Annotated in this window: 21 protein-coding genes; 8 read left to right on the top strand and 13 right to left on the bottom strand. The window is 32.0% G+C overall.

The window, feature by feature from the left end; all coding sequences use genetic code 11:
• Position 1: 1 nt before the first annotated feature.
• Positions 2–607, top strand: coding sequence for an NUDIX hydrolase (locus tag B2741_RS06845; RefSeq protein ID WP_291136726.1), 606 nt, complete (start codon positions 2–4; stop codon positions 605–607).
• Here B2741_RS06845 and B2741_RS06840 read toward each other — a convergent pair.
• Positions 594–1,256: a hypothetical protein gene (locus tag B2741_RS06840; protein WP_291136724.1), complete on the bottom strand. Its 663-nt coding sequence runs from the start codon at positions 1,254–1,256 to the stop codon at positions 594–596. The genes B2741_RS06845 and B2741_RS06840 overlap by 14 nt on opposite strands.
• A gap of 57 nt (positions 1,257–1,313) precedes the next feature.
• Positions 1,314–3,038 carry a M14 family zinc carboxypeptidase gene (locus tag B2741_RS06835; protein ID WP_291136899.1) on the bottom strand — a complete coding sequence of 575 codons (1,725 nt, stop codon included), beginning with the start codon at positions 3,036–3,038 and terminating at the stop codon, positions 1,314–1,316.
• A 266-nt stretch (positions 3,039–3,304) separates the two neighbouring features.
• On the opposite strand from B2741_RS06835, the gene B2741_RS06830 reads away from it, so the two are divergent.
• Positions 3,305–4,702, top strand: a complete 1,398-nt coding sequence (locus tag B2741_RS06830; RefSeq protein ID WP_291136722.1) for a DEAD/DEAH box helicase — start codon at positions 3,305–3,307, stop codon at positions 4,700–4,702.
• Between the two features lie 137 nt (positions 4,703–4,839).
• Positions 4,840–5,472: a class I SAM-dependent methyltransferase gene (locus B2741_RS06825; protein WP_291136720.1), complete on the top strand. Its 633-nt coding sequence runs from the start codon at positions 4,840–4,842 to the stop codon at positions 5,470–5,472.
• A gap of 3 nt (positions 5,473–5,475) precedes the next feature.
• Here the strand turns inward: B2741_RS06825 and B2741_RS06820 are convergent, their stop codons facing one another.
• From B2741_RS06820 to B2741_RS06810, 3 genes are all read right to left on the bottom strand, one after another.
• A complete protein-coding gene (locus B2741_RS06820; RefSeq protein WP_291136718.1) occupies positions 5,476–6,357 on the bottom strand; it encodes a choice-of-anchor V domain-containing protein in 882 nt (293 codons plus the stop codon).
• Between the two features lie 107 nt (positions 6,358–6,464).
• Positions 6,465–6,923, bottom strand: a complete 459-nt coding sequence (gene coaD / locus B2741_RS06815) for a pantetheine-phosphate adenylyltransferase (RefSeq protein ID WP_291136716.1) — start codon at positions 6,921–6,923, stop codon at positions 6,465–6,467.
• 6 nt (positions 6,924–6,929) lie between these two features.
• Positions 6,930–7,901, bottom strand: a complete 972-nt coding sequence (locus B2741_RS06810; protein ID WP_291136713.1) for a D-alanine--D-alanine ligase — start codon at positions 7,899–7,901, stop codon at positions 6,930–6,932.
• Positions 7,902–8,080: 179 nt separating this feature from the next.
• Between B2741_RS06810 and B2741_RS06805 the strand changes: the two genes are divergently transcribed.
• Both B2741_RS06805 and B2741_RS06800 read left to right on the top strand, forming a co-directional pair.
• The gene (locus B2741_RS06805; protein WP_291136711.1) at positions 8,081–8,734 is read left to right on the top strand and encodes a PASTA domain-containing protein; all 654 of its coding nucleotides are present in this window, start codon (positions 8,081–8,083) and stop codon (positions 8,732–8,734) included.
• The gene (locus tag B2741_RS06800) at positions 8,721–9,758 is read left to right on the top strand and encodes an RluA family pseudouridine synthase (protein ID WP_291136708.1); all 1,038 of its coding nucleotides are present in this window, start codon (positions 8,721–8,723) and stop codon (positions 9,756–9,758) included. The genes B2741_RS06805 and B2741_RS06800 overlap by 14 nt, the downstream gene beginning before the upstream one ends.
• Before the next feature lie 26 nt (positions 9,759–9,784).
• Here the strand turns inward: B2741_RS06800 and B2741_RS06795 are convergent, their stop codons facing one another.
• Positions 9,785–10,969 carry a cytochrome-c peroxidase gene (locus B2741_RS06795; protein WP_291136705.1) on the bottom strand — a complete coding sequence of 395 codons (1,185 nt, stop codon included), beginning with the start codon at positions 10,967–10,969 and terminating at the stop codon, positions 9,785–9,787.
• A gap of 136 nt (positions 10,970–11,105) precedes the next feature.
• Between B2741_RS06795 and fabG the strand changes: the two genes are divergently transcribed.
• A complete protein-coding gene (gene fabG, locus B2741_RS06790) occupies positions 11,106–11,852 on the top strand; it encodes a 3-oxoacyl-[acyl-carrier-protein] reductase (protein ID WP_291136702.1) in 747 nt (248 codons plus the stop codon).
• Between the two features lie 14 nt (positions 11,853–11,866).
• Positions 11,867–13,894 (top strand): hypothetical protein, encoded by a 2,028-nt coding sequence (locus tag B2741_RS06785; RefSeq protein WP_291136699.1) that lies wholly within the window; start codon positions 11,867–11,869, stop codon positions 13,892–13,894.
• Here B2741_RS06785 and B2741_RS06780 read toward each other — a convergent pair.
• Genes B2741_RS06780 through B2741_RS06750 form a run of 7 tightly spaced genes read right to left on the bottom strand, consistent with a single transcriptional unit; the run spans position 13,889 to position 20,418 of the window.
• Positions 13,889–14,737 carry an aldose 1-epimerase family protein gene (locus tag B2741_RS06780; protein ID WP_291136696.1) on the bottom strand — a complete coding sequence of 283 codons (849 nt, stop codon included), beginning with the start codon at positions 14,735–14,737 and terminating at the stop codon, positions 13,889–13,891. The two genes, B2741_RS06785 and B2741_RS06780, sit on opposite strands and share 6 nt — an antisense overlap.
• 1 nt (position 14,738) lies before the next feature.
• Entirely contained in the window at positions 14,739–16,274 is a 1,536-nt protein-coding gene (locus tag B2741_RS06775) for a hypothetical protein (protein WP_291136693.1), read from the bottom strand.
• 13 nt (positions 16,275–16,287) lie between these two features.
• Positions 16,288–17,430, bottom strand: a complete 1,143-nt coding sequence (locus B2741_RS06770; protein ID WP_291136690.1) for an ATP-binding cassette domain-containing protein — start codon at positions 17,428–17,430, stop codon at positions 16,288–16,290.
• 5 nt (positions 17,431–17,435) lie between these two features.
• A complete protein-coding gene (locus B2741_RS06765; protein WP_291136687.1) occupies positions 17,436–17,996 on the bottom strand; it encodes a GNAT family N-acetyltransferase in 561 nt (186 codons plus the stop codon).
• Between the two features lie 40 nt (positions 17,997–18,036).
• The gene (locus B2741_RS06760) at positions 18,037–18,630 is read right to left on the bottom strand and encodes a DUF2238 domain-containing protein (protein ID WP_291136684.1); all 594 of its coding nucleotides are present in this window, start codon (positions 18,628–18,630) and stop codon (positions 18,037–18,039) included.
• The gene (locus B2741_RS06755; protein WP_291136681.1) at positions 18,631–19,134 is read right to left on the bottom strand and encodes a DUF4199 domain-containing protein; all 504 of its coding nucleotides are present in this window, start codon (positions 19,132–19,134) and stop codon (positions 18,631–18,633) included.
• A 39-nt stretch (positions 19,135–19,173) separates the two neighbouring features.
• Positions 19,174–20,418 carry an MFS transporter gene (locus tag B2741_RS06750; RefSeq protein WP_291136678.1) on the bottom strand — a complete coding sequence of 415 codons (1,245 nt, stop codon included), beginning with the start codon at positions 20,416–20,418 and terminating at the stop codon, positions 19,174–19,176.
• A gap of 168 nt (positions 20,419–20,586) precedes the next feature.
• Here B2741_RS06750 and B2741_RS06745 point away from each other — a divergent pair, with 168 nt between their 5' ends.
• Entirely contained in the window at positions 20,587–21,942 is a 1,356-nt protein-coding gene (locus B2741_RS06745) for a M28 family metallopeptidase (protein ID WP_291136675.1), read from the top strand.
• Positions 21,943–22,025: the final 83 nt, after the last annotated feature.

Genomic DNA, 22,025 nt, shown 5'->3' with positions numbered 1-22,025 from the left:
AATGTATAAAGTTTTTGTGAACGATAAGCCACTTTTTTTGACAAATCAAGTTCAAAAGGAGACCGATTTCAAACTTTTTTTATTAGAAAGTGTTGATATCAAGAAGTTGATTGTTAAAATTTTTCAGCATAAAATTCAGAAAGCGTTTCTGTATCATCCTGATGAAAAGTTAATCATGAAAACACTTCGTGCGAAATTACCTGTGGAAAAAGCGGGTGGTGGCTTGGTTTATAACAAAGACGGCGATGTGCTTTTTATTTTTAGAAACGGCAAATGGGATTTACCAAAAGGCGGCACGGAAAAAAACGAAACCATTGAAGAAACCGCTATGCGAGAAGTAGAAGAGGAAACTGGCGTAACCGGATTAGCCATCACCGAAAAACTACAAAGAACCTACCATATTTTCAAACGCAATGGTCGCTACAAATTAAAAATTACGCAATGGTTTGAAATGCGTACCAAATTTGAAGGCACACCACAAGGCCAAGCCGATGAAGGTATTGAACGTGTAGAATGGGTGAATCCAAAGGATATTAAGTTTTTATTAGAGAACTCGTACGAGAATATTAAGTTGTTGTTTGAGGAAGAATTAACTAATATAGTTTAATCTCTTTACAAAATTTAGAATAAGATTCAATCTCATCAATATTTTTCAAGACAACAATTTTTTCAGTTACAGGATAATTATCAACAAGAAGTAAATCGTATTTCAATCCAATTTTATTAAGAATATTTATAATTTCTGTGTTTAATTTTGAAGTTCTATTGTATGAAACAAACCAAATGTTTTCAACAATATCGTCTTTATGCTCTATGAAAATAGTATCGCCTAAACATCCAAAAGCAATTGTGTTTTGGTTTTTAATTTCTTCAGGATAAGCGCAAGCTCCAGAGTAAAATATTTTTTTATATTTATTAATTCCAATCTTTTCTAAAAATTCTGTAATTTCATTAATATCAATTTTTAAAGTTTCGGTTTTAATTTTTGCGTAACTCGACAATGCCTTACTCTTATCAATATTTTTGTCAATTAAATACTCATAATTTGTTGCTGGAATAATTTCAATCATTAAATATTCTTCTTCCCATAACCAAGTTTTATCTTCATCATAAGTTTCATCTTCTATAATTTTGATGCTTGTTGGTTTAAAATCATTCTTGACTTTGTTTTCTAATTTAATTTCCTTTTTGGAATCATAAATAATATAAACAAAAGTAAAAGCAATAACTATAAATAAAATTATGTTTGGTAGCATGGATATTGATTTTCTAAAATTGGTCTTAATTTGCACATGGGCTAATTGACACATTTTCTAATTCACTCTATAAACCGGATACTGCAAATGCGCTTTCTCATAATAAGGTGATTGTCTGTACACCCAATCCAATTGCGCAGCGCCGTTTTCAGCGAAAGTTTTGTCGTTTTGTTTCTTTTGTTCTAATTCGGCTTTGATTTTTGGATTTTTGTCTAAGAATTCTTTCGCCAAATCTTCAAAAACATAACTTGAAAAATACTCTTTTTGTTGTAAAATAGTATCGAAGAAGTTCCAATTGAAATAACTGTCCACTGCTTCTGGTTCTAAGGTTTCTACTAAATATTTTACACCAGATTGATTCGTGTAAAACACATAATCGCCCATGAAAAATTTCACTTTTTGAGTCGATTTGGAAACTTTCGTATTGTAATGTGCGTAGTGACCTTCGTAAGGCGATTTTGAGGTTTGATAACTTTCAATTTTATACGATTCTACTTCAATAATCGTGTCATTTTGAATACGATGTGCATTGATATTGTTCAATTTCAAAATATCCAACACTTGCCATTGCGATTGCGGAATAATATATGCTTTTGGAATATTTACGAATTTCGTAGGTTTATAATTCCCATAAAATGGGATTTTCTTGGTAAACGGTTTGCTTTTATCGTAAAACAATCGATCTTTTCCTGAAATATCGCTTGGTTTGTATCCGCCTTGATAGCCTTTAAAATCAATATAAGATACTTTGGTTGAATCAATTGACCAATCCAACGGATATTGCATTCCTGCTTGATATTCGTTCAATGCATCTTTTCGCATTTGTTTGATTTTCTGCCAATTCGTATCAGCGAAATTAATCGTGCTGACCATAAATTCGTAAGTCACTTTCACTCGTTCTTTATATACTTTCAACATGTGAGTTTCTGGAACAAATCCTAAGGTGTGAAACAAAGTCGAATAACCTGTGGCATATCTTGGTGTATCGGTAAATTGCTCAAAACCTTTATCAGGAGTAGTGCTGTGCACATTTACATACGGAACCACATCGATTTTCTTTTTGTTCATGTCTTTCACTACCGAAGGATACAATTCGTTGATGAAATAATTGCCTAATTTGTTTCCCAAACGTTCGTGTTGGGTTGCAATGCAAGTAAACGTATACTGATAATCCGCGCCATTAGAAACGTGATTGTCTAAGAAAATATCAGGATTTAACTCGGTAAACAACTTTTGAAAACTTCTTGAATTTTTCGTGTCCGATTTAATGAAATCACGATTCAAATCATAATTGCGAGCATTTCCTCTAAAACCATATTCTTCAGGTCCGTTTTGATTGGCTCTTGAATGCGAATTTCGATTCAACATCCCACCAACGCTATACACCGGAATAGCAGCAATTAAAGTGTTTTTAGCCGTTTTTATTTTTCCTGTGGCCAAATCTCGCATCAACATCATAGTAGCGTCAATTCCGTCAGGTTCGCCTGCGTGAATGCCATTATTGATTAAAATTACAGCTTTATTTTTAGTAAAATATTCGTCAAAATCAAATTTGCCTTCGCTTGAAAATAGTACTAAATGCAATGGTTTTCCACTATCGGTGGTTCCTTTGTGAATCATTTGGATGTTAGCAAAACTTTCGTCTAATTTTTCATAAAATGCAATACATTCTTCATAAGTAGTAGATTGATTGCCGTTGCCACGTTCAAAAGGCGTGGATAAATCGTTTTGTGAAAACATGGAAATAGAAAAGAAAAGCAAACTTATATTAAAAAAACGCATAGCAGAATTGTATTTGATTTTCAAAAATAAAGTTTTTTACTTGAAACACATAGAAACATAGTTTAATTGTTGGAAGTGGTGAGTTATTTTAACTCTTTTTATAGTTTACATAGTCTATTTTTACCCAAATTTTGGGCTATCCAATTCTTTTTTCCTATGTTTCTATGTGGTTCAAAACTCTTTAATTTTACTTTATTTAATTGTATTGAACGGGTTAATTTAAAAATCGATAGGCATCAATCAACAATCATCACTATCTTTGCCGCATGAGTCAAAATCCATATTCCAACAATGTACTATTGAATCTTGGTATTCAAAGTTTAAACAAAATGCAAGAAGTAGCGCAACATGCTATTTTGAATGAAGATAATATTTTATTGCTTTCTCCAACAGGTTCAGGGAAAACCTTAGCGTTTTTATTGCCCATTTTTCAATTATTAGAAGAAGACGTAAAAGGTGTGCAGTGCTTAATTTTAGTACCTTCGCGCGAATTAGGTTTGCAAATTGAACAAGTTTGGAAAAAAATGGGTACCCATTACAAAGTCAATACGTGTTATGGTGGCCATTCGATTGATATTGAAATCAATAATTTGAGTAATCCACCAGCACTTTTAATTGGAACACCAGGAAGAATTGCCGATCATTTAGACCGAGGAAGTTTTGCTACCGATAACATTAAAACCTATGTTTTAGACGAATTTGACAAATCGTTGCAATTGGGTTTTCACGAGGAAATGTCTTATATCATTGGAAAAATCACTAGAGCCAATAAACGTATTTTAGTTTCTGCGACTTCAGGTGTGGAGATTCCGAAATATACCAAAGTAATTGATCCGAAAGTAATTGATTTTATTCCGAACCAAAAACAGAATGATAATTTAGATGTTCGCATCGTATTTTCGAAATCGAAGGATAAAATTGATTCGTTGTTTCAGTTGATTTGTTCTTTAAATTCAGAAGCAGCATTGATATTTTGCAACCACAGAGAAGCGGTGGAGCGCATTCATGAAATGTTAACCCAAAAAGGCATTATTTCCACGTATTATCACGGCGGATTAGATCAAGACGAGCGTGAACGTGCTTTGATTCAATTTAGAAATGGAAGTGTTTCGTATTTAATTACGACCGATTTAGGGGCGAGAGGTTTGGATATTCCAGAAATGAAACACGTAATTCATTACCATTTACCCGCAAAAGAAGATGAATTCACCCATAGAAACGGAAGAACCGCACGTATGTTAGCCACAGGAACCGCTTATGTGTTAATTCACGAAACCGAAAAGAAAGCCGATTATTTTGATTACGGCAAACGTAGATTAGATGTTTCTAATGCGAAATCATTGCCAAAAGCGCCTTTGTTTCAAACGCTTTACATCAGCGGAGGAAAGAAAAATAAGTTGAATAAAATTGACATTGTAGGTTTCTTTTCGCAAAAAGGAAAATTAGAAAAAGACGACATTGGATTAATCGAAGTCAAAGATTTTATTTCGTTTGTAGCGGTGAAATATCCAAAAGTAAAATCCTTATTGCAAAACATCAAAGAGGAGAAAATGAAAGGGAAAAAGTATAAAATTGAAGTAGCGAGAAAGGTGATTAAGAAAGAAGAAGAAGAGGAAGAAAACCATCCAAAATTTACGTCACGTAAAGAGAATAATAGGAAATAGTACTTTATTTTAATTAAAAAAGAGATGAATTAGTTTTTTGTCATTCCGACTCAAGGAGGAATCACATAACGTAGATTGAATTATGAGATTTCTCCTTGAGTCGAAATGACAATGTATTGATGCAAATTCAGGATAAAATGAATCTAAATTGCCCACTATGTAATTCTACTGCAACACTTTTTTGCGAAAAGCCAAAGCATTTGTTTTATAAGTGCACAAATTGCGAAGGCATTTTTAGACCAAAACATACTTTTTTAACCGCAGAAGAAGAGAAAGAACACTACGAAAAGCACAATAATGATATTTTTGACGAGCGATATCAAGCGTTTGTTTCGCCAATTGTGGAGGCTGTTTTACACGATTTTTCTCAAGAAACTAAAGGGTTGGATTTTGGTTCAGGAACGGGTCCGGTAATTGCTAAAATGTTGAGAGATAAAGGCTATCAAGTACAGAATTACGATTTGTTTTTCGCGAATGAACCATCACTTTTAAAAGAAAAATACGACTATGTTTCGTGTTGCGAAGTAATGGAACATTTTCATCATCCCTATCAAGAATTTGAATTGCTTCAAAGTTTACTACTTCCGAAAGGGAAATTATATTGTAAAACTGAGGTTTATAAAAATCAAAAACCTTTTGAAAATTGGTATTACAAAGATGATTTCACTCATGTTTTCATTTACCAACTTAAAACATTAGAATGGTTACAAAAAAACCTCCGATTTTCGAAGGTTTTTGTTTATGATAAATTAATTGTATTTGAAAATTAAAAACTATTCTTTAACTAATTTAAGAGTAGCTTTTGAATTATCTTCATTTTTGAGTTTTACAAAGTAAATACCAGTAGATAAATTTACTTCTTCATTAATAAGGCTTACATCAGTATACTTTTTATTGAAAATAGATTTCCCTGAGATATCAAAAATTTCTAAATCGATATTTTGATAACGTTTAGTTAAGCTAATTTTTAACGCATCTTTTATAGGGTTTTTCTCTAATTTAATATTGTTTTGAAAAGCAAAATCACTAGCACTTAAAGTTTCATTTAATGTACGTGTAGTTGCAGATGTAGGTTGGTCACCACCAGTTCCACCAGTTCCATTTACTGCATTTCCCACAAAATAAAAAGTAACAGCACCATTTCCTGCTGAAGGAGCTGTCCATTTTGAAGTAAAAGTAGAAGTTGTACTTATCATATTATGCTCAAAATAACTCCTGCCACTTACAGGTATAATCTGCGCATTAGATGATGGAGTTGAAAACGTACCTGCTGCTGAGTTGTTAGCAAATAAAGCAGTTGCTTGCATGCCATATCCACCAGGTGTACCACTTGAATTAGTAACAGTAAAAGATAAATTATATTCTACACCAGCAACATAATTCGTAATTGGATTACCTAAATTATCGGTTATGTTTAAAGTTATTGAAGGTGAATACGAACCGCCACTATGACAAGCTGCGCAGGTTCCGCTAGAAATTGGACTACCAGTTCTATCTCCAAGACCATTTGCAGCAGGCCCCGTAGATCTATACATTAAATTGTTATGATAGTTTTCTGGAATATAGTATCCAGATGTTTTTTCATTATTTTTAAAACTTTGAAATAATAAAAATAATGTTAGTACTACTGAGATTGAAAGTAATTTTTTTTTCATAATTTTTAGTTTTAATTGCTCATGTTATAAAGGTAAGATATTTTAACTAAATGAAAATGAAAAAGTTATGAAAAAAAACTTGAATTTAATTATGTTTGAAAATTAAGCTATTTCTTAGCTAAAACCGATTTAGGAACCAATTGCGTAATATCACCTCCATTTCGCAACACATCACGCACAATACTTGAGGATATAAAAGATGTTCGAGCCGCTGTCAACAAGAATACAGTTTCAATTTTCGACATCACACGATTGGTATGTGCAATAGCTTTTTCAAATTCAAAGTCGGCAGGGTTTCGTAATCCACGTAAGATGAATTCAGCATTTTCTTTTTTGCACAAATCAATCGTCAAACCTGAGTAGGTGATTACTTTAACTTTTGGTTCGTCTTTGAAAGCTTCTTCAATAAAACGCTTTCTGTCTTCTAATGAAAACATGTATTTTTTTTCAGCATTAACTCCAATCGCTACAATAACTTCATCGAATAAAGAAACGCCTCTTTTGATAATATCGTAATGTCCGTTAGTAATTGGGTCAAATGATCCTGGAAATATTGCTTTTTTCATAATTTATTACTTTAAAGCCAATTCAATAGCGTTTTCAAATAATTCAGGTAACGAAATTCCAGCTTCGCGAGCTTGTTGTGGTAAAATACTTTCAGTAGTTAAACCTGGAATCGTATTCATTTCTAACATATGAGGTTCATTGTTTACGATAATGAATTCACTTCTCGAAAAACCTTTCATTTTCAATACTTCGTAGGCTCTTTTGGCAACCGTTTCGATTTTTACTTTCAATTCATCCGAAATTCTTGCAGGCGTAATTTCTTTAGATTTTCCTAAATATTTTGCTTCGTAATCAAAAAAGTCGTTTTCCGATACAATTTCGGTAATAGGTAAAACGGTAACCGTTCCTTTGTAATTAATTACTCCAACAGAAACTTCTGTTCCGTCCAAGAAACTTTCAATTATGATTTCGTCGTCTTCTTTATAAGCGTTTTCAATGGCTGGAAGAAATTCTTCTCTAGTTTTTACTTTCGAAATTCCGAAACTTGAACCTGATTTATTTGGTTTTACAAAACAAGGTAAACCCACTTTCGCTAAAATGATGTCTACGTTAATTTCGTCGCCTAAATTCAAATAATACGACTCCGCAGTTTTGATTCCGTAAGGTTTTAAAACTGATAACATATCGCGTTTGTTGAAAGTTAACGCCGCTTGGTAATAATCGCACGAAGTTTGAGGAATATTTAATAATTCGAAATACGCTTGCATCAAACCATCTTCGCCAGGTGTTCCATGAATGGCATTAAAAACCACATCAAAATTGATTTTCGAACCATTTACTGTTACTGAAAAGTCGTTTTTATCAATAGGAAATTCGGCATCATTTTCGTCCACATACACCCATTTTTCCTTAAAAATATGAATGCGATAAGGATTGAATTTAGCACGATTAATGTTGTTAAACACTACATTTCCGCTAGTTAACGAAATTTTGTACTCGCTAGAGTAACCTCCCATGATAATGGCAACGTTTTTCATTTTGAAATTCTAAAAGTGATACACAAAATTACATTATTTATTGAGATTTTACGTTCTTTTATTTGTTTACCAAAGAAATATTTTTGCAATTCATTCGTTTTAAAAGTGTGAAGAAATCAAAAAGAATTGCATCGTTATTTCTTTTTGAATTTTATATCTTTGTCAAAATATCATATTCTATGAGTTTATTTAAGTTTTTAACAAGTCGAACTTTTTTTATTCAAGCTTTTTTAGCATTGGCTATTGTAGTGGGTTTTACTTTTTTAGTAATCCAGTTTTTAGATTTTAGAACCAATCATGGTCAGGAAATTAAAGTACCTGATTTATCTAAAATGAAATTAGAAATTGCGGAAGAGAAGCTAAACGAATTGGATTTAGAAGTATTTTTATTGGATACAGTAGAATTTAATGCCGATTTTCCTCCTTTTACTATTTTAGAACAAGATCCAAAAGCAGGAAGTTTGGTAAAAGACGGACGAAAAGTTTATGTGAAATTAAATGCTGGGGAATTTACAGACATTACAATTCCTGAATTCAAAGATAAAACGTTCAGACAAATTTCGGCTACCATAAAATCACTCACCTTGAAAGAAGGTAAAGTTACCTATAAACCTCATATTGCGAAAGATGTGGTATTACAAATCTATCAAAATGGTAGACGATTAAGAGCAGGAGATAAAGTAAAAAAGAATTCTACTTTAGATTTTGTTTTAGGTGATGGAAAAGAAGTTTATAGCGAAGAAACATTTAGTTCTGAAGAACCATCAGATACATTGCCTCCAGCAGAAGAGGTGCAACCAGAAGAATTTAAAGAAGAAAATGGCGGAATATAAGGTTGAAAACGAACTCGAAGACGAGTTATACGAACATCATCGTTTTGAAGCAAGTAAAGGACAATCGGCTTTGCGTGTGGATAAATTTTTGATGAATATGATTGAAAATACTACTCGAAATAAAATACAACAAGCTGCAGAAAATGGTTCCATTTTAGTGAACGATGTTGCGGTAAAATCCAATTACAAAGTAAAAGCTGGAGATGTCGTACGTTTAGTATTGGCACACCCTACATATGAGCAATTGCTAACACCAGAAAATATTCCGTTGGATATTGTATATGAAGACGATCAATTGTTGGTGATTAATAAACCAGCAGGAATGGTTGTGCATCCAGGTCACGGAAATTATTCAGGAACTTTAGTAAACGCATTAGCGTATCATTTTGAGAATTTACCAATGAATAGTTCCGAAAGACCAGGTTTGGTGCATCGAATTGATAAAGACACAACAGGTTTATTAGTCGTGGCTAAAACCGAACACGCAATGGCTTATTTGACAAAACAGTTTGCTGAAAAAACTTCGGAAAGAGAATATGTTGCTTTAGTTTGGGGAAATATCGAAGAAGATGAAGGAACTGTTGAAGGAAATATTGGACGACACGATACCAACCGAATGCGAATGGCAGTTCATGAAAGTGATGAAAAAGGAAAACCAGCAGTAACGCATTATAAAGTTTTAGAGCGATTTGGGTATGTAACCTTAGTTTCTTGTCAATTAGAGACAGGAAGAACACACCAAATACGTGTACATATGAAACATATTGGTCACACCCTTTTTAATGATGAGCGTTATGGTGGCGATTCCATTTTGAAAGGAACTACTTTTACCAAATACAAACAGTTTGTAGATAATTGTTTTAAAGTATTACCTAGACAAGCGCTTCACGCAAAAACTTTGGGTTTTGAACATCCTATCACAAAAGAATTTTTACGTTTTGATACGCCAATTCCTCAAGATTTACAGGAATGTATCGAAAAATGGCGTGTGTATTCAAAAGCACAGACGTTTTCAGAAGAATAAATAAAAAGCCCCAAAAGGGGCTTTTTTTAATTAAATGGATTAGACCATTTTGTATTGGTATAAACATCAGTTCCTGAAAGTGTTCGCAAAAATGCGATTACAGCATTTACTTCTGTTGCCGTTAAATTCAATTGTTGACCTACACCTCCTGGTGTTAATCTAGTGTCTAAGTTGTTATTTCCAGGAGCTAAATTTATCGTTCCATAATGTCCGATAGCGGTTTGTAAATCTGTTATTACTCCTGTATGCATCATTGGACCGTTTGTAGTTCCATCTGTTCTAACTAAATCACGAAGAGACGGTGCACGAGTATTTCCAGTGTCAATCCCCGTTCCAGCAATTGTGCCAATAATTCCGTTATTTAAAGTATTAGGGTCGATATCAAACTCAGGTGCTCTATGACAACCCCCGCAACCTAATCCACCTGAAGTTCGAACGCCACTAGTATTAAAAACAGGAGGCGATAAAAACAAATTTTTACCTTGATTTTCTTGTGCTGTAAAATTAGAAAAAGGTTGCCCGTCATTAGTAGCTAAAGCTCTTCCTGTATCGTATTTTGAATCAAAAGATTGAATGCTTCTAATAAACTGAGCCAATGCGCTTTGAATTTTAGCTTCTGTAATTTCTTCAGTTCCATAAACAAATTTGAAAAGTTCTTTGTAATAGCCAATTGCACTTAATTTAGTAATTAAATCATCAAAAGATAAATCCCCATTTTCGCCACTAAAACCCATTTCTCCATGATCTTTTATGGGCATTGTTGTTTGTGTTTCTAAATTCATGGCACGCTCATTCCAAAAGAATTTGGTCTCGGTAGCAAATCTCGAATTAATTAAACGCATAGAATGTCTACCTGTTGTACCGTTTACTCCAGTACTAGCCACATTAGTATCGCTAAATGCGAATTCTTGTTTGTGACAATTTGCACATGAAATGGTGTTGTTTGATGATAAATTTTTGTCATAAAATAAGACTCTTCCTAATGTAGCACCTTTGTCTGTAATTACATTTCCTAATGAATTGTCTTTAATTATGTAAGAAGGAATCGATTGATTGGCATAATTGGCTAAGTTTTCTAAATCAACCGATGAACCAAACTCAGCTTCAACAAAAGGGTAAGAAGTAATTTCTTCATAATTTTCATCCGAATTATTACTACAAGAAGTCAATCCACAAATTGCTAATAGACTTAAAATAAGTTGGTTTTTCATAATGGTTGGTTTTTGGTTTGCAATTGTAAGACAACATTTAATAAAAAAGGTTTAATTAAAAGCATACTTTTTTTATACTTTAAAATATTCCTATATTTGAACTTTATTTAAAAACAAACTAACACGAATATTTACCATGAAATTATTAGAAGGAAAAGTTGCCATCATTACGGGTGCAAGCCGTGGAATTGGTAGCGGTATAGCAAAGGTTTTTGCAGAACAAGGTGCTAATGTTGCTTTTACGTATAGTTCGTCTGTAGAATCGGCAATGGCTTTAGAAACAGAATTAAACGCTTTAGGAATTAAAGCAAAAGGATACAAATCAAATGCAGCCGATTTTAACGAAGCGCAAAAATTAGTGGATGACGTTATTGCTGAATTCGGAACAATTGATGTTTTAATCAATAATGCTGGAATCACAAAAGATAATTTATTAATGCGTATGTCGGAAGAAGATTTTGATAAAGTAATTGAAATCAACTTGAAATCGGTTTTCAATATGACAAAAGCGGTTCAAAAAATTATGTTGAAAAACCGCAAAGGTTCTATCGTTAACATGAGTAGTGTAGTAGGAGTAAAAGGAAATGCTGGACAAGCTAACTACGCAGCTTCTAAAGCTGGTATGAATGGATTTACAAAATCAATCGCATTAGAATTAGGTTCAAGAAATATTCGTTGCAACGCAATCGCTCCAGGTTTTATTGAAACTGAAATGACTGCAAAATTAAACGAAGATGTAGTGAAAGGTTGGAGAGAAGCTATTCCATTAAAAAGAGGTGGAACTCCAGAAGATGTAGCAAATGTTTGTGTTTTCTTAGCATCTGATATGAGTGCCTATGTAACAGGTCAAGTTATTAATGTTGACGGAGGAATGCTAACTTAGTAGTTAAACTATAAATGACAACAAGCACAATTTTACTTCTTATCTTATCAGTAATTATTGCTGCTGGATTGTCGTTTTATCAATATTTATATAAAGTCAAAAATCAGTCAAAATTGTACTGGTTTTTGACTTTTTTGCGTTTTGTTAGTCTGTTTTCTATCTTTTTATTATTGATTAATCCAATTATCAGTAGGAAAATAACTGAAATTAAGAAAACACCTTTGCCTATTGTTGTTGACAATTCCAAATCAATTTCAGAATTAAAAGCAACCAAAGAAGCTTCTGAATTATATCAGAAAATATCAGATAATAAAGCTATTACGGAAAAATATGATGTACAATTGTTTTCGTTTGATGATGAATTTAAGTCTCTTGAACAATTAGATTTTAAAGGAAATCAATCCCATATTGATGATGTTGCAAAAAACTTAAAGCAGTTATACCGAAACACCAATTATCCTGTAGTTTTATTTACCGATGGAAATCAAACTATGGGAAATGATTATGTGTTCAGTTTTCAAGAAAATACAAGTGTTTTACCAGTTGTTTTAGGTGATACCACTACCGTTTTTGATTTGAAAATAAATCAAATAAACGTTAACAAATACGCCTTTTTAAAGAATAAATTTCCAGTTGAAGTATTTTTGCAATACAATGGAAATCAGGCTATTTCAACTACTTTTGCAATTCAAAATGGCAACCAAACCATTCATAAACAAACCGTTAGTTTTTCGAAAGATAAAAGAGCACAGTCTATTTCTGTTTTATTAAATGCAGACAAGGTTGGAATTGCAAAATATAAAGCGGTGATTTCTTCTAGCATAAAAGAAAAAAACACGATTAATAATGCCAAAAATTTTGCAGTACAAATAATCGACCAGCGTAGTGAAATTGGTTTAATTTCTGCAATAAATCATCCAGATTTAGGAGCTTTAAAGCGAAGTATTGAAACCAATCAGCAGAGAAAAGTTTCAATCCTAAAACCAGATGAAGTAAAGTCATTACAGAATTATAATATTCTTATTTTATATCAACCAACCGCCTCTTTTAAAGCTATTTTTGAACAAAATAAAGTTGCGCAGATTAACACATTTATTATCACTGGAACTATAACCGATTTTAATTTTTTAAACCAAGTTCAAAACGATTTGTTGTTTAAAATGTCGGAACAAAAAGAAGATTATTTGGCAACTTTTGATTCGAATTTTAATTTGTTTTCGCAAAGCAATATTGGTTTTGAAAATTTCCCACCTTTGGAACATAAATTTGGAACTATTGCTGCAAAAAGCAATGTAAATACACTACTTTCTGCAAGAATTAGAAACGTGCAATTGCAAAATCCATTGTTAACTTTTACTGAAAATGGTAGCAAAAGAAACGCTTATTTACTAGGTGAAAACATCTGGAAATGGCGATTGGAAAATAACCTGAACAAAAAGTCTTTTGATGATTTTGATTTGTTTACCGATAAAATTATTCAATTTTTAATAACAAACGCTTCAAAAAAGAATTTGAATGTTACTTATGAGAGTTTTTATAATTCGGGCGAAAGCATTGAAATTGTAGCTGAATATTTTAACAAAAACTACGAGTTTGACGAAAAAGCTCAGCTAACAATTCAAGTTGTAAATTCTAAAACAAAAGCTTCTAAAAAATACGATTTACTAAAAGCAACGAATTCCTATAAAGTAAATTTAGATGGTTTAGAAGCAGGAAACTACACTTTTAAAGTAACAGAAAAACAATCAAATACTAATTTTTCTGGAGCGTTTGAAGTTTTGGATTTTGAAATTGAAAAGCAATTCGTAAATCCTGATAAATCTCGATTAGAGCAATTGGCAACGAATACCAATGGAAAAGTGTTTTATCCAAACCAAATAGAAAATCTAATCAAATCGTTACTCGAAAACGAAAATTATATTCCTACACAAAAAGAAACTATCAAAAAATCACCACTTATTGATTGGATTTGGTTATTGATTTTAGCAATTATTACTCTCGCAACCGAATGGTTTGTTAGAAAATACAACGGATTATTATAAAAGGTTAATTACTATTTCTCTCAGAAATTTTGACTCCTTATTCAATAGTTGAATTCCTTCTTTTTCAAAAATATTTCCATTATGATTTATGTTGTCTGCTAAACCACACCACGGTTCTATACACAAAAATGGAGCGTTTGGTTTGGTCCAAATGCCTAAATACGGAAATCCTTCAAATTCAACGGAAAGATGTGGCTGCTTATTTTTTAAAAGTAATAGTTTTTCCGATTTTAAATGTTTGAAAACCAAAGCATCTTTTTCAAAAAGCGAATAGTTTAAATTAATCTGTCCGTTTTCTGAATTTATTTTCCGGAATGAATTACTAAACTGTTCGTTTTCTAATTCATAGGATACAAATTCCTCTGCTTCATTAAATTGTAAGGAATAGTCTGAAAAAGTATCTTCAATTGCAAATGCCGGATGCGCTCCAATTGAAAACGGCATTACTTCATTAGACTTGTTACTTACCAAATAGGTAATTTCTAAGCTATTTTTGGTTAAACGATATTCCATTTTTAATTCAAATTCAAACGGATATTGTTGTAACGTTTCGGCATTACTTTTTAATGAAAAAAGTGCTGAATTTTTGGTTTTGTTTTCTATTTTAAAATCAAAATTTCGAGCAAAACCATGTCGTGGCAATGAATACGATTTGTTTTTAAATGTATAAGAATCATTTTTTAACCTTCCTACAATCGGAAATAAAATAGGTGACGTTTTATTCCAAAAAACTTCATCAACTGTCCAAATGTAATTTTGGTTGTCTTTTTTTAATTGAATTAATTCGGCACCAATTGTATTAATCGATGCCGAAATTTTGGTATTTGAAAGTGTAATAATCATATTAATCTTCTGAAATTCCTTTCCAGTTTCTAATAACTTTTGATAAAAAGAAAAGTGTTAGAATGGCTAAAATAAAATTCAATGAAAACATATGAGTTATATGATCTCTTAGCCATACATATTCTGGAGAAGTATAACTATAACCAGTTCTGTAATCATATTTTGAAGCGTAATGTTCTTGTATTATAAAATAAATCAATGGAATAATTCCTAAGAACGACCATAAAAATAAATTCAACGCAATTCTACTTAGTTGTAAATTCTTCTTGTTGAAATAAATTAAAAAGAAATAAAATATAATTCCTAAAATGGTAAATAAAATTAAATAAGCATACATGTTTCCTACACCAGTAATTGCTGTGAAAATACCGTAAACAATATTAACAACACCAGATGTAACAACTGCAATTAACCAACTTTTTCCTGAAGTAACTCTGAAAGAAAAAATCAAAATAGATAATCCAAAAGCACCATATAAAAACCCTAAAATCATTTCAATATTAAAAAACGAATCTGTATGTGCTTCAGAAACCGTGTCATACTTTTCTTTTAATACATCTTGTTGTATAAAATATTTCGAATATTTTCGCTCTTCATTGCCAACTTTAGCGGCATAAACATAAGAATTATTATAAGACTCATCAGTTTCGTATTCTTTCAAATAAGGCTGAATGTATAAAAACTCATCAAATTCAGGTGCTTTGTAAACAGCCTGAAACCATTTATCTAAAGTTAAATTGGTTGCTAAATTGTGTTCTCTAATTAAACTTAAATAGTTGTTCATCAGGTTTTTAACTTCAGTTTGATTGTCTTGATATAACCAATTTTGAACTTTTATTCTGTTTAAAGAATCTTGTTCTCTTGAAATAACCGTAAATTCAAACGTATTTCTATTTACTAATGAAAATTGATCGTATTTTTTTCCGTTAAAGATGATATGATCTTTATAAGCATAAGCCATAGTAGCTTGTGTTTCATAAGCTCGTTCTTGGGTTTCATAGTTTTCAGAAATTTCATTGTTTACTAATTTATTTCCTAAACTATCAATTAAGCCTGAAGCTAGAGAATCTATTTCTGTTTGCGCAAAACTTCCATCAATAAACATATCTGCAGTAGCAATGGTTTTGCAACGATTGGTTGTTTCTTCAAGCGAATAATAACTTTTTTGATGTAATTGCTTTCCAACAGAAAATGGTAAATAAAACGTAATCAATAATGTACCAACAACAAATATTTGCAACCATTCGTAAAATAAACTGTATTTTGATTTGCTGTAAAATGATTTTAACGAATTGTTTTTAAAGTAGTTAACTAGCCATAAAATAATGATAATTATAACAAGTAAAACACCAAATAAGATGCAAGTTACTTCAATGTCTAAGTTGTTTCTGTTCGAAAAATCGATGGTTCCATCTAAATAGCCTAGACCAAAAAATATGAGGTGAAGTAGTAATCCAATGACAACCATAGGAACAAATTTTGTGTTCCAAAGCAATGGATGTTTTAGTAATAATTTTTTCTGTATATCTTTAAACATGATTTTATTTTTTTTAGTTCACAAAAAAGCGACGTGTTGAATTTGAAATATTTCTCATATAAGTCATTGGAATCGATTGGTTTATAACCACTTTTAAGAAATCATTCATTTCAATTTTTTCTGGAAAAGTAGCAATAAAAGTTCCACCATTTTGTTCCAAAGAAATTACTTCTAAAGTGGTAAAAGCTTGTTTTAAATCGCTTAAATTCAACGAACTTTCGAATTCGATAATGCAATTTTTTGCTACATCATTTTCTGCATTCAAATTCTTTTGTGATCCACGTTTTAAGAAAACCACTTGATTTGATGTTTTTTCCACTTCGTACAATTGTTGCGAACTCAAAACAATAGCAATAGGTCTAAAAGCTGAATTTGCGATGTTTCTAAAATCGTCTAAAATGGTTTGTTGTGCCAAAATATCTAAGTTTGCCAAAGGTTCGTCAATCAATAAAATTTTTGGTTTTCTAAGTAACATTCTAGCCAATTCGAAACGCATTTTGTAACCAGAAGACAAATTATTCCAGTAATGTTTTCTAAATTTTCGCAATCCCAAACGCGTGATAACTAAATCGACGACTAAATTATTTTCTTCTGGCAAATAGCCGTAGCAACTTGCTGTAAATTCTAAATTTTCGTACATAGAACCGCGCCAAGTGTCAGTTCGTTGTGGAATGTAAACTAATTTTGTTCGCAAATCATACAAATCATCATATTGAAATTGATAATTTATGGTTCCAGATGTTGGATGTAATTCGCCACATAAACTACGAAGTAAAGTAGTTTTTCCGTTCCCGTTTTCGCCAACTAAACCAATTATTTCGCCAGTTTTGATGTCTAAATTTATAGGACCTAACCCAAAAGAAGCATTGTATACTTTTTGTAGATTTTTAACTGAGATAATAGTTTGATGATTGTGACATTCTTTTTTACTTAAAAAAGCGTGAAGTTCATCTAATAAGGCTTTTAAGCGTGTTTTTTTATCTTCGTCTTCTTTTTCATTATGGTCTAACCAATTTAAAAATTCATTGGTTTTGATATAAAAATCAATGTTTTCGGTATCTAAAGTAAAATCGATTACTCGTTTTATGGTTTGATTGAAGTCGTTGAATTCGAGAAGTTCTTGCACCTCGCGGAATTGTTTTTCAAATTCGGTCATATGTTTTATTTTATAAAATTTCGTTTTAGTAAACCATACATTACGGTATCGGTAAATTCATTATTATAGTAAAAATCTTCTTTAAAATGAGCTTCTTTTACAAAGCCAACTTTTTGTAAAACACGTTCCGAAGCAACATGTCTTGAATCTATAACCGCAACGATAGAATGAAAATTTAAGGTATTGAAAGCAAAATTTAATAATGTTTTCACGGCTTCGGTAACATAACCTTTTCCATTGTGTTCGGGTGTAATCATGTAGCCTAATTCGGTTCTAAAATGTTCAGGTTGCGTTCTGTAAAATCCCATAATTCCGATGCATTTATCACTTCCTTTTTCGGTTACAGCCCAATTGATATCAATGTTTTCATCTATTTTATCGTTAATCATTTTTATGTGTGCCAAAGCACCATCGATATCAGTTACTAAAGGTCTCGGAATAAATTTCATAGTTTCAGGATTACCTCGAAGCACTAAAATTTCTGGAGCATCTTCATCAGTTAATTTTCTAAAACGTAAACGTTCTGATTCTAGTATTGGAAAAGGAGAGAAGTTAAGTTGTAGCATTAGCATTATTTTAATTTGAATCTTGTTATTGAGTTTGAATTTACTCTTGAATTGCTTTATCGTGTTTTTTACTGAAGAAAATCAACATGCAAATAGCACCAATAGTTGCATATAACATATCAGATTGTGTGTCCCAAACATAGCCTTGTGTTCCTAAAAAAGCATCACCACCATCTCCTGTACAAAGTGAAACGCCCCATTCTAACCATTCGTAAGCTGCGCTAATTGCCAAACAAACCGCAACAACAACGAAGTTAAAGAAACTAGGGTTAGAAATCACGTTTTTACGAATAAATAATTCTCGTGTAATCATAGCAGGAACAAACCCTTGTGCAAAATGACCTACTTTATCATAATTATTTCGGCTTTGATTAAACGTTTCTTTTATCCATTCAAAAGGTGGTACTTCTGCATAGGTGTAATGTCCGCCAAGAAATAAAATATAGCAATGAATTAGAATAAAGAAATACGTAAAATTAGTAAACTGAAAACGTTTAAAGGTGAATGCTAAAATGGCAAACCCTATAACTGCAGGCAATACTTCTAAAAACCATGTAAAGTATTCTTTTGGATAAATTCCTGAAACTAGTAATCCAATAACGAATAATAGGGAATAAAGTTGTGGTTTTTTCATTTAGTTGATTTGTTTTTTCTTTAAAATTAAAGCACTTATAAACGAAAATACAATTCCTAATGGCAAGATTTCCATATAAGTAAAAAGGATAACCATAATAGGATTTTTATACATTTCTTTAAAAGAATTCATCTCTTCGGTTACTGTTACAATTTCTTCTGGACTTGCTTTTTGAATAGCCATATCCGTATAATGTTCTGCAAAATTTGGAAAAAAATTATACAAGATAATTAACCAGACTACTACATAAACTGTTGAAATAAAAAGCGTAATCCAAAAACCTGTAAGGAAAGCATTCCCAAGAGAAATGAACCCATTATTTGCGTCTCGTTTTTGCTTAATTCCTAATACCACAAAGATGAAAGCAAGTAGCATTCCTGCAAATCCAAAAATCATACTGACTTCTTTTTCAGGATTTGATTTCATGTACATAGTAACAGATACTAACAACGCCGAAACAATAATGCTTCCAAATAATCCATTTTTTAAAATAATGTTATTCATGATACTTAGTTTTTGGTTAGTGAATCAAATTTAACGAAATTATTCGTTGAAATCTAAATCTTTATTATGTGTTTCAGAAATAGTTAGGGTAGAGTAGATGCCTAATGCAAAAGCAAAGAAGCCTACAATTGCCGCAGCAGCAATTACGCCATTATTTACTTTTAATCCGTCAAAAGCCAATAACATTACAGGAACTAATCCACGAACCATGTTAGGAATAGTAGTTGTTGCGGTGCTTCTAATATTGGTTCCAAATTGCTCAGCTCCAACAGTTACAAACATGGCCCAATAACCAGTTCCTAAGCCTAACCAAGCACAATAAAAGTAATACATATTTTCCGACTTGGTTCCGCTAAAAAGGAGTAAACACACACCAACGATTGTAAAAAGCATCATGTAGAAAATCGCTTTTTTTCGGGAATGTAACCAATGCGAAATAAATCCACTGGCAAAATCACCAACCGAAATTCCAACATAAGCCCACATAATAGCTTTTCCTGGTTGAATACTATCAATTCCCATTACAGGCGCAAATTGATTTGCCATTACCGCTAAAATTCCAATACAAAACCAAGTAGGTAATCCAATTGCAATGCATTTCATGTATTTAACAAAACGATTCCAATTGGTGAAAAACGAAAAGAAATTCCCTTTTTTGATGTTATTATCGTGTTTGATATCGTTGTAAATTCCAGATTCTGCGACGCTAATTCGTAATACTAAAAGCATTAAACCTAAAGCACCACCAATGTAATAAGCAATTGTCCAATCGCCAGCTAATTCTACAGTTAATTGTGCTACAACAGCTCCAAGTAAACCAAAACCAGCTACGATAGAAGTTCCAATAGCTCGTAATTGTTTGGGTAAGGATTCCGAAACTAAAGTAATTCCTGCTCCGAGTTCACCAGCTAAACCAATTCCAGCAATGAATCGTAACCAAGCATATAACATGGTTTTGTCTTCTACAGGAAAATGAGGTAAATAGCCACAAGCAATATTAGCCAAAGAATACACTAAAATAGAACCAAACAAAACCGAAAGTCTTCCTTTTTTATCTCCTAAAACGCCCCAAAGAATTCCTCCTAGAAGTAATCCTACCATTTGGTAATTTAGAATCAGAGTCCCTGCAGTATCAACATCTAGGTTCATGTCTTTTAAGCTAGGGACACGAACAATCCCGAAAAGAAGCAAGTCATAAATATCAACAAAATAGCCTAAAGCAGCTACAATTACTGGAAATGATAATAAGTGTTTTAGTTTTTCTTTCAGAGTAAAGTTTGACATTGTTAGTATAATTGGTTAGTTGTTTTTGTAAAAATAGAGATAATAGAATAAAAATGGTTTTGGTTTGAAAATATTTTTGAACATTAATCTTTAACAAAATTCAGTGGTTTTGTGTTAGTTTTCTTTAATCTAATCCATACCAAATCATTAAATTTGAAATAAAAAGTTATGAGAAAATATTATTTAGTTGTGCTAGTGATTTGTAGTCAGTTTCTCTTTTCACAAACCGACACAAGAGTTTATGATATTATTAAGTCCATTTCGACAAAACGAATTGAAAACGATATTCGAACGTTAGCCAATTTTGGTACCAGAAACACATTTAGTGATACTATCTCAAGCAAAAGAGGTATTGGAGCAGCAAGAAGGTGGATTAAATCAGAATTTGAAAAAGTTTCTAAAGATTGTTCTAATTGTATGGAAGTTTTTTATCAAAAAGATTATGTAACAACAAACGACGGTGAGCGAGTGCCAAAGGACACTTGGATTGTGAATGTAGTTGCGGTTCAAAAAGGAACAAAAAACAGCAATCGATATGTGATTATGACTGGTGATATTGATAGTAGAAATTCAGATCCAATCGATTTTACAAAAGATGCTCCTGGTGCTAATGATAATGCATCTGGAATGGCAGGAACGATTGAAGCGGCAAGAGTTCTATCCAAATATAAATTTGATTATAACATTGTGTATTTAGGTTTGTCAGGCGAGGAGCAAGGTTTGTTTGGGGGAAAAGGTTTCGCTGAGTTCGCAAAAAAGAATAATTGGGATATTATTGGAGTTTTAAACAATGATATGATTGGAAATATAGAAGGTGTTGATGGCGTAATCGATAATCGAACATTTAGAATTTTTTCTGAACCAACACCTATTACTGAAACAGAAAAAGAGAAAAGTAATAGACGTTTTTATGGCGGTGAAGTAGATGGAATTTCAAGACAATTAGCAAGATATATTCACAAATTAACTACGACTTATATGCCAGAAATGAATCCAATGATGGTGTATCGATTGGATAGATTTGGAAGAGGAGGGCATCATAGACCTTTTAATGATTTAGGTTTTTCTGGAGTTAGAATTATGGAAGCTCATGAAAATTACAACCGACAACATCAGGATTTAAGAGTAGAAAATGGCATCAAATATGGCGATGTAATCGAAGGTGTAAATTTTGAATATGCTAATAAGTTAACTGCTGTAAATGCAATCACTTTAGCTAGTTTGGCTTGGGCAACTCCTGAGCCAAAAAATGTAAAAATTGGTGGAATAGTGCAACCTAATACCAAATTAAAATGGGATAAGGTTTCTGATGAGAATATAATTGGATACAAAATTTATTGGCGATTAACAACTTCTCCACAATGGGAATTTAGCCGATTTGTTGGTGATGTTGATAATTTTGAGTTGCAAGGAATTGTAATTGATAATTATTATTTTGGTGTTTCTTCTGTTTCTAAAACAGGGCATGAAAGTGTGGTGGTTTTTCCAAATGATATCATTAGAACAACATTCAAAAGAAACTAGTTTAAAATAAGAAACACCGAATCAATTCTGAATCGGTGTTTCCCAAACTAAAACAAACTAACCCATTATAAACCCATGAATTA

It is taken from the genome of Flavobacterium sp. UBA7663 (assembly GCF_002483315.1).
Classification (GTDB): domain Bacteria; phylum Bacteroidota; class Bacteroidia; order Flavobacteriales; family Flavobacteriaceae; genus Flavobacterium.
Note: the sequence above shows the minus strand (reverse complement) of the source record. Positions and strands in the feature narration are given on the sequence as shown.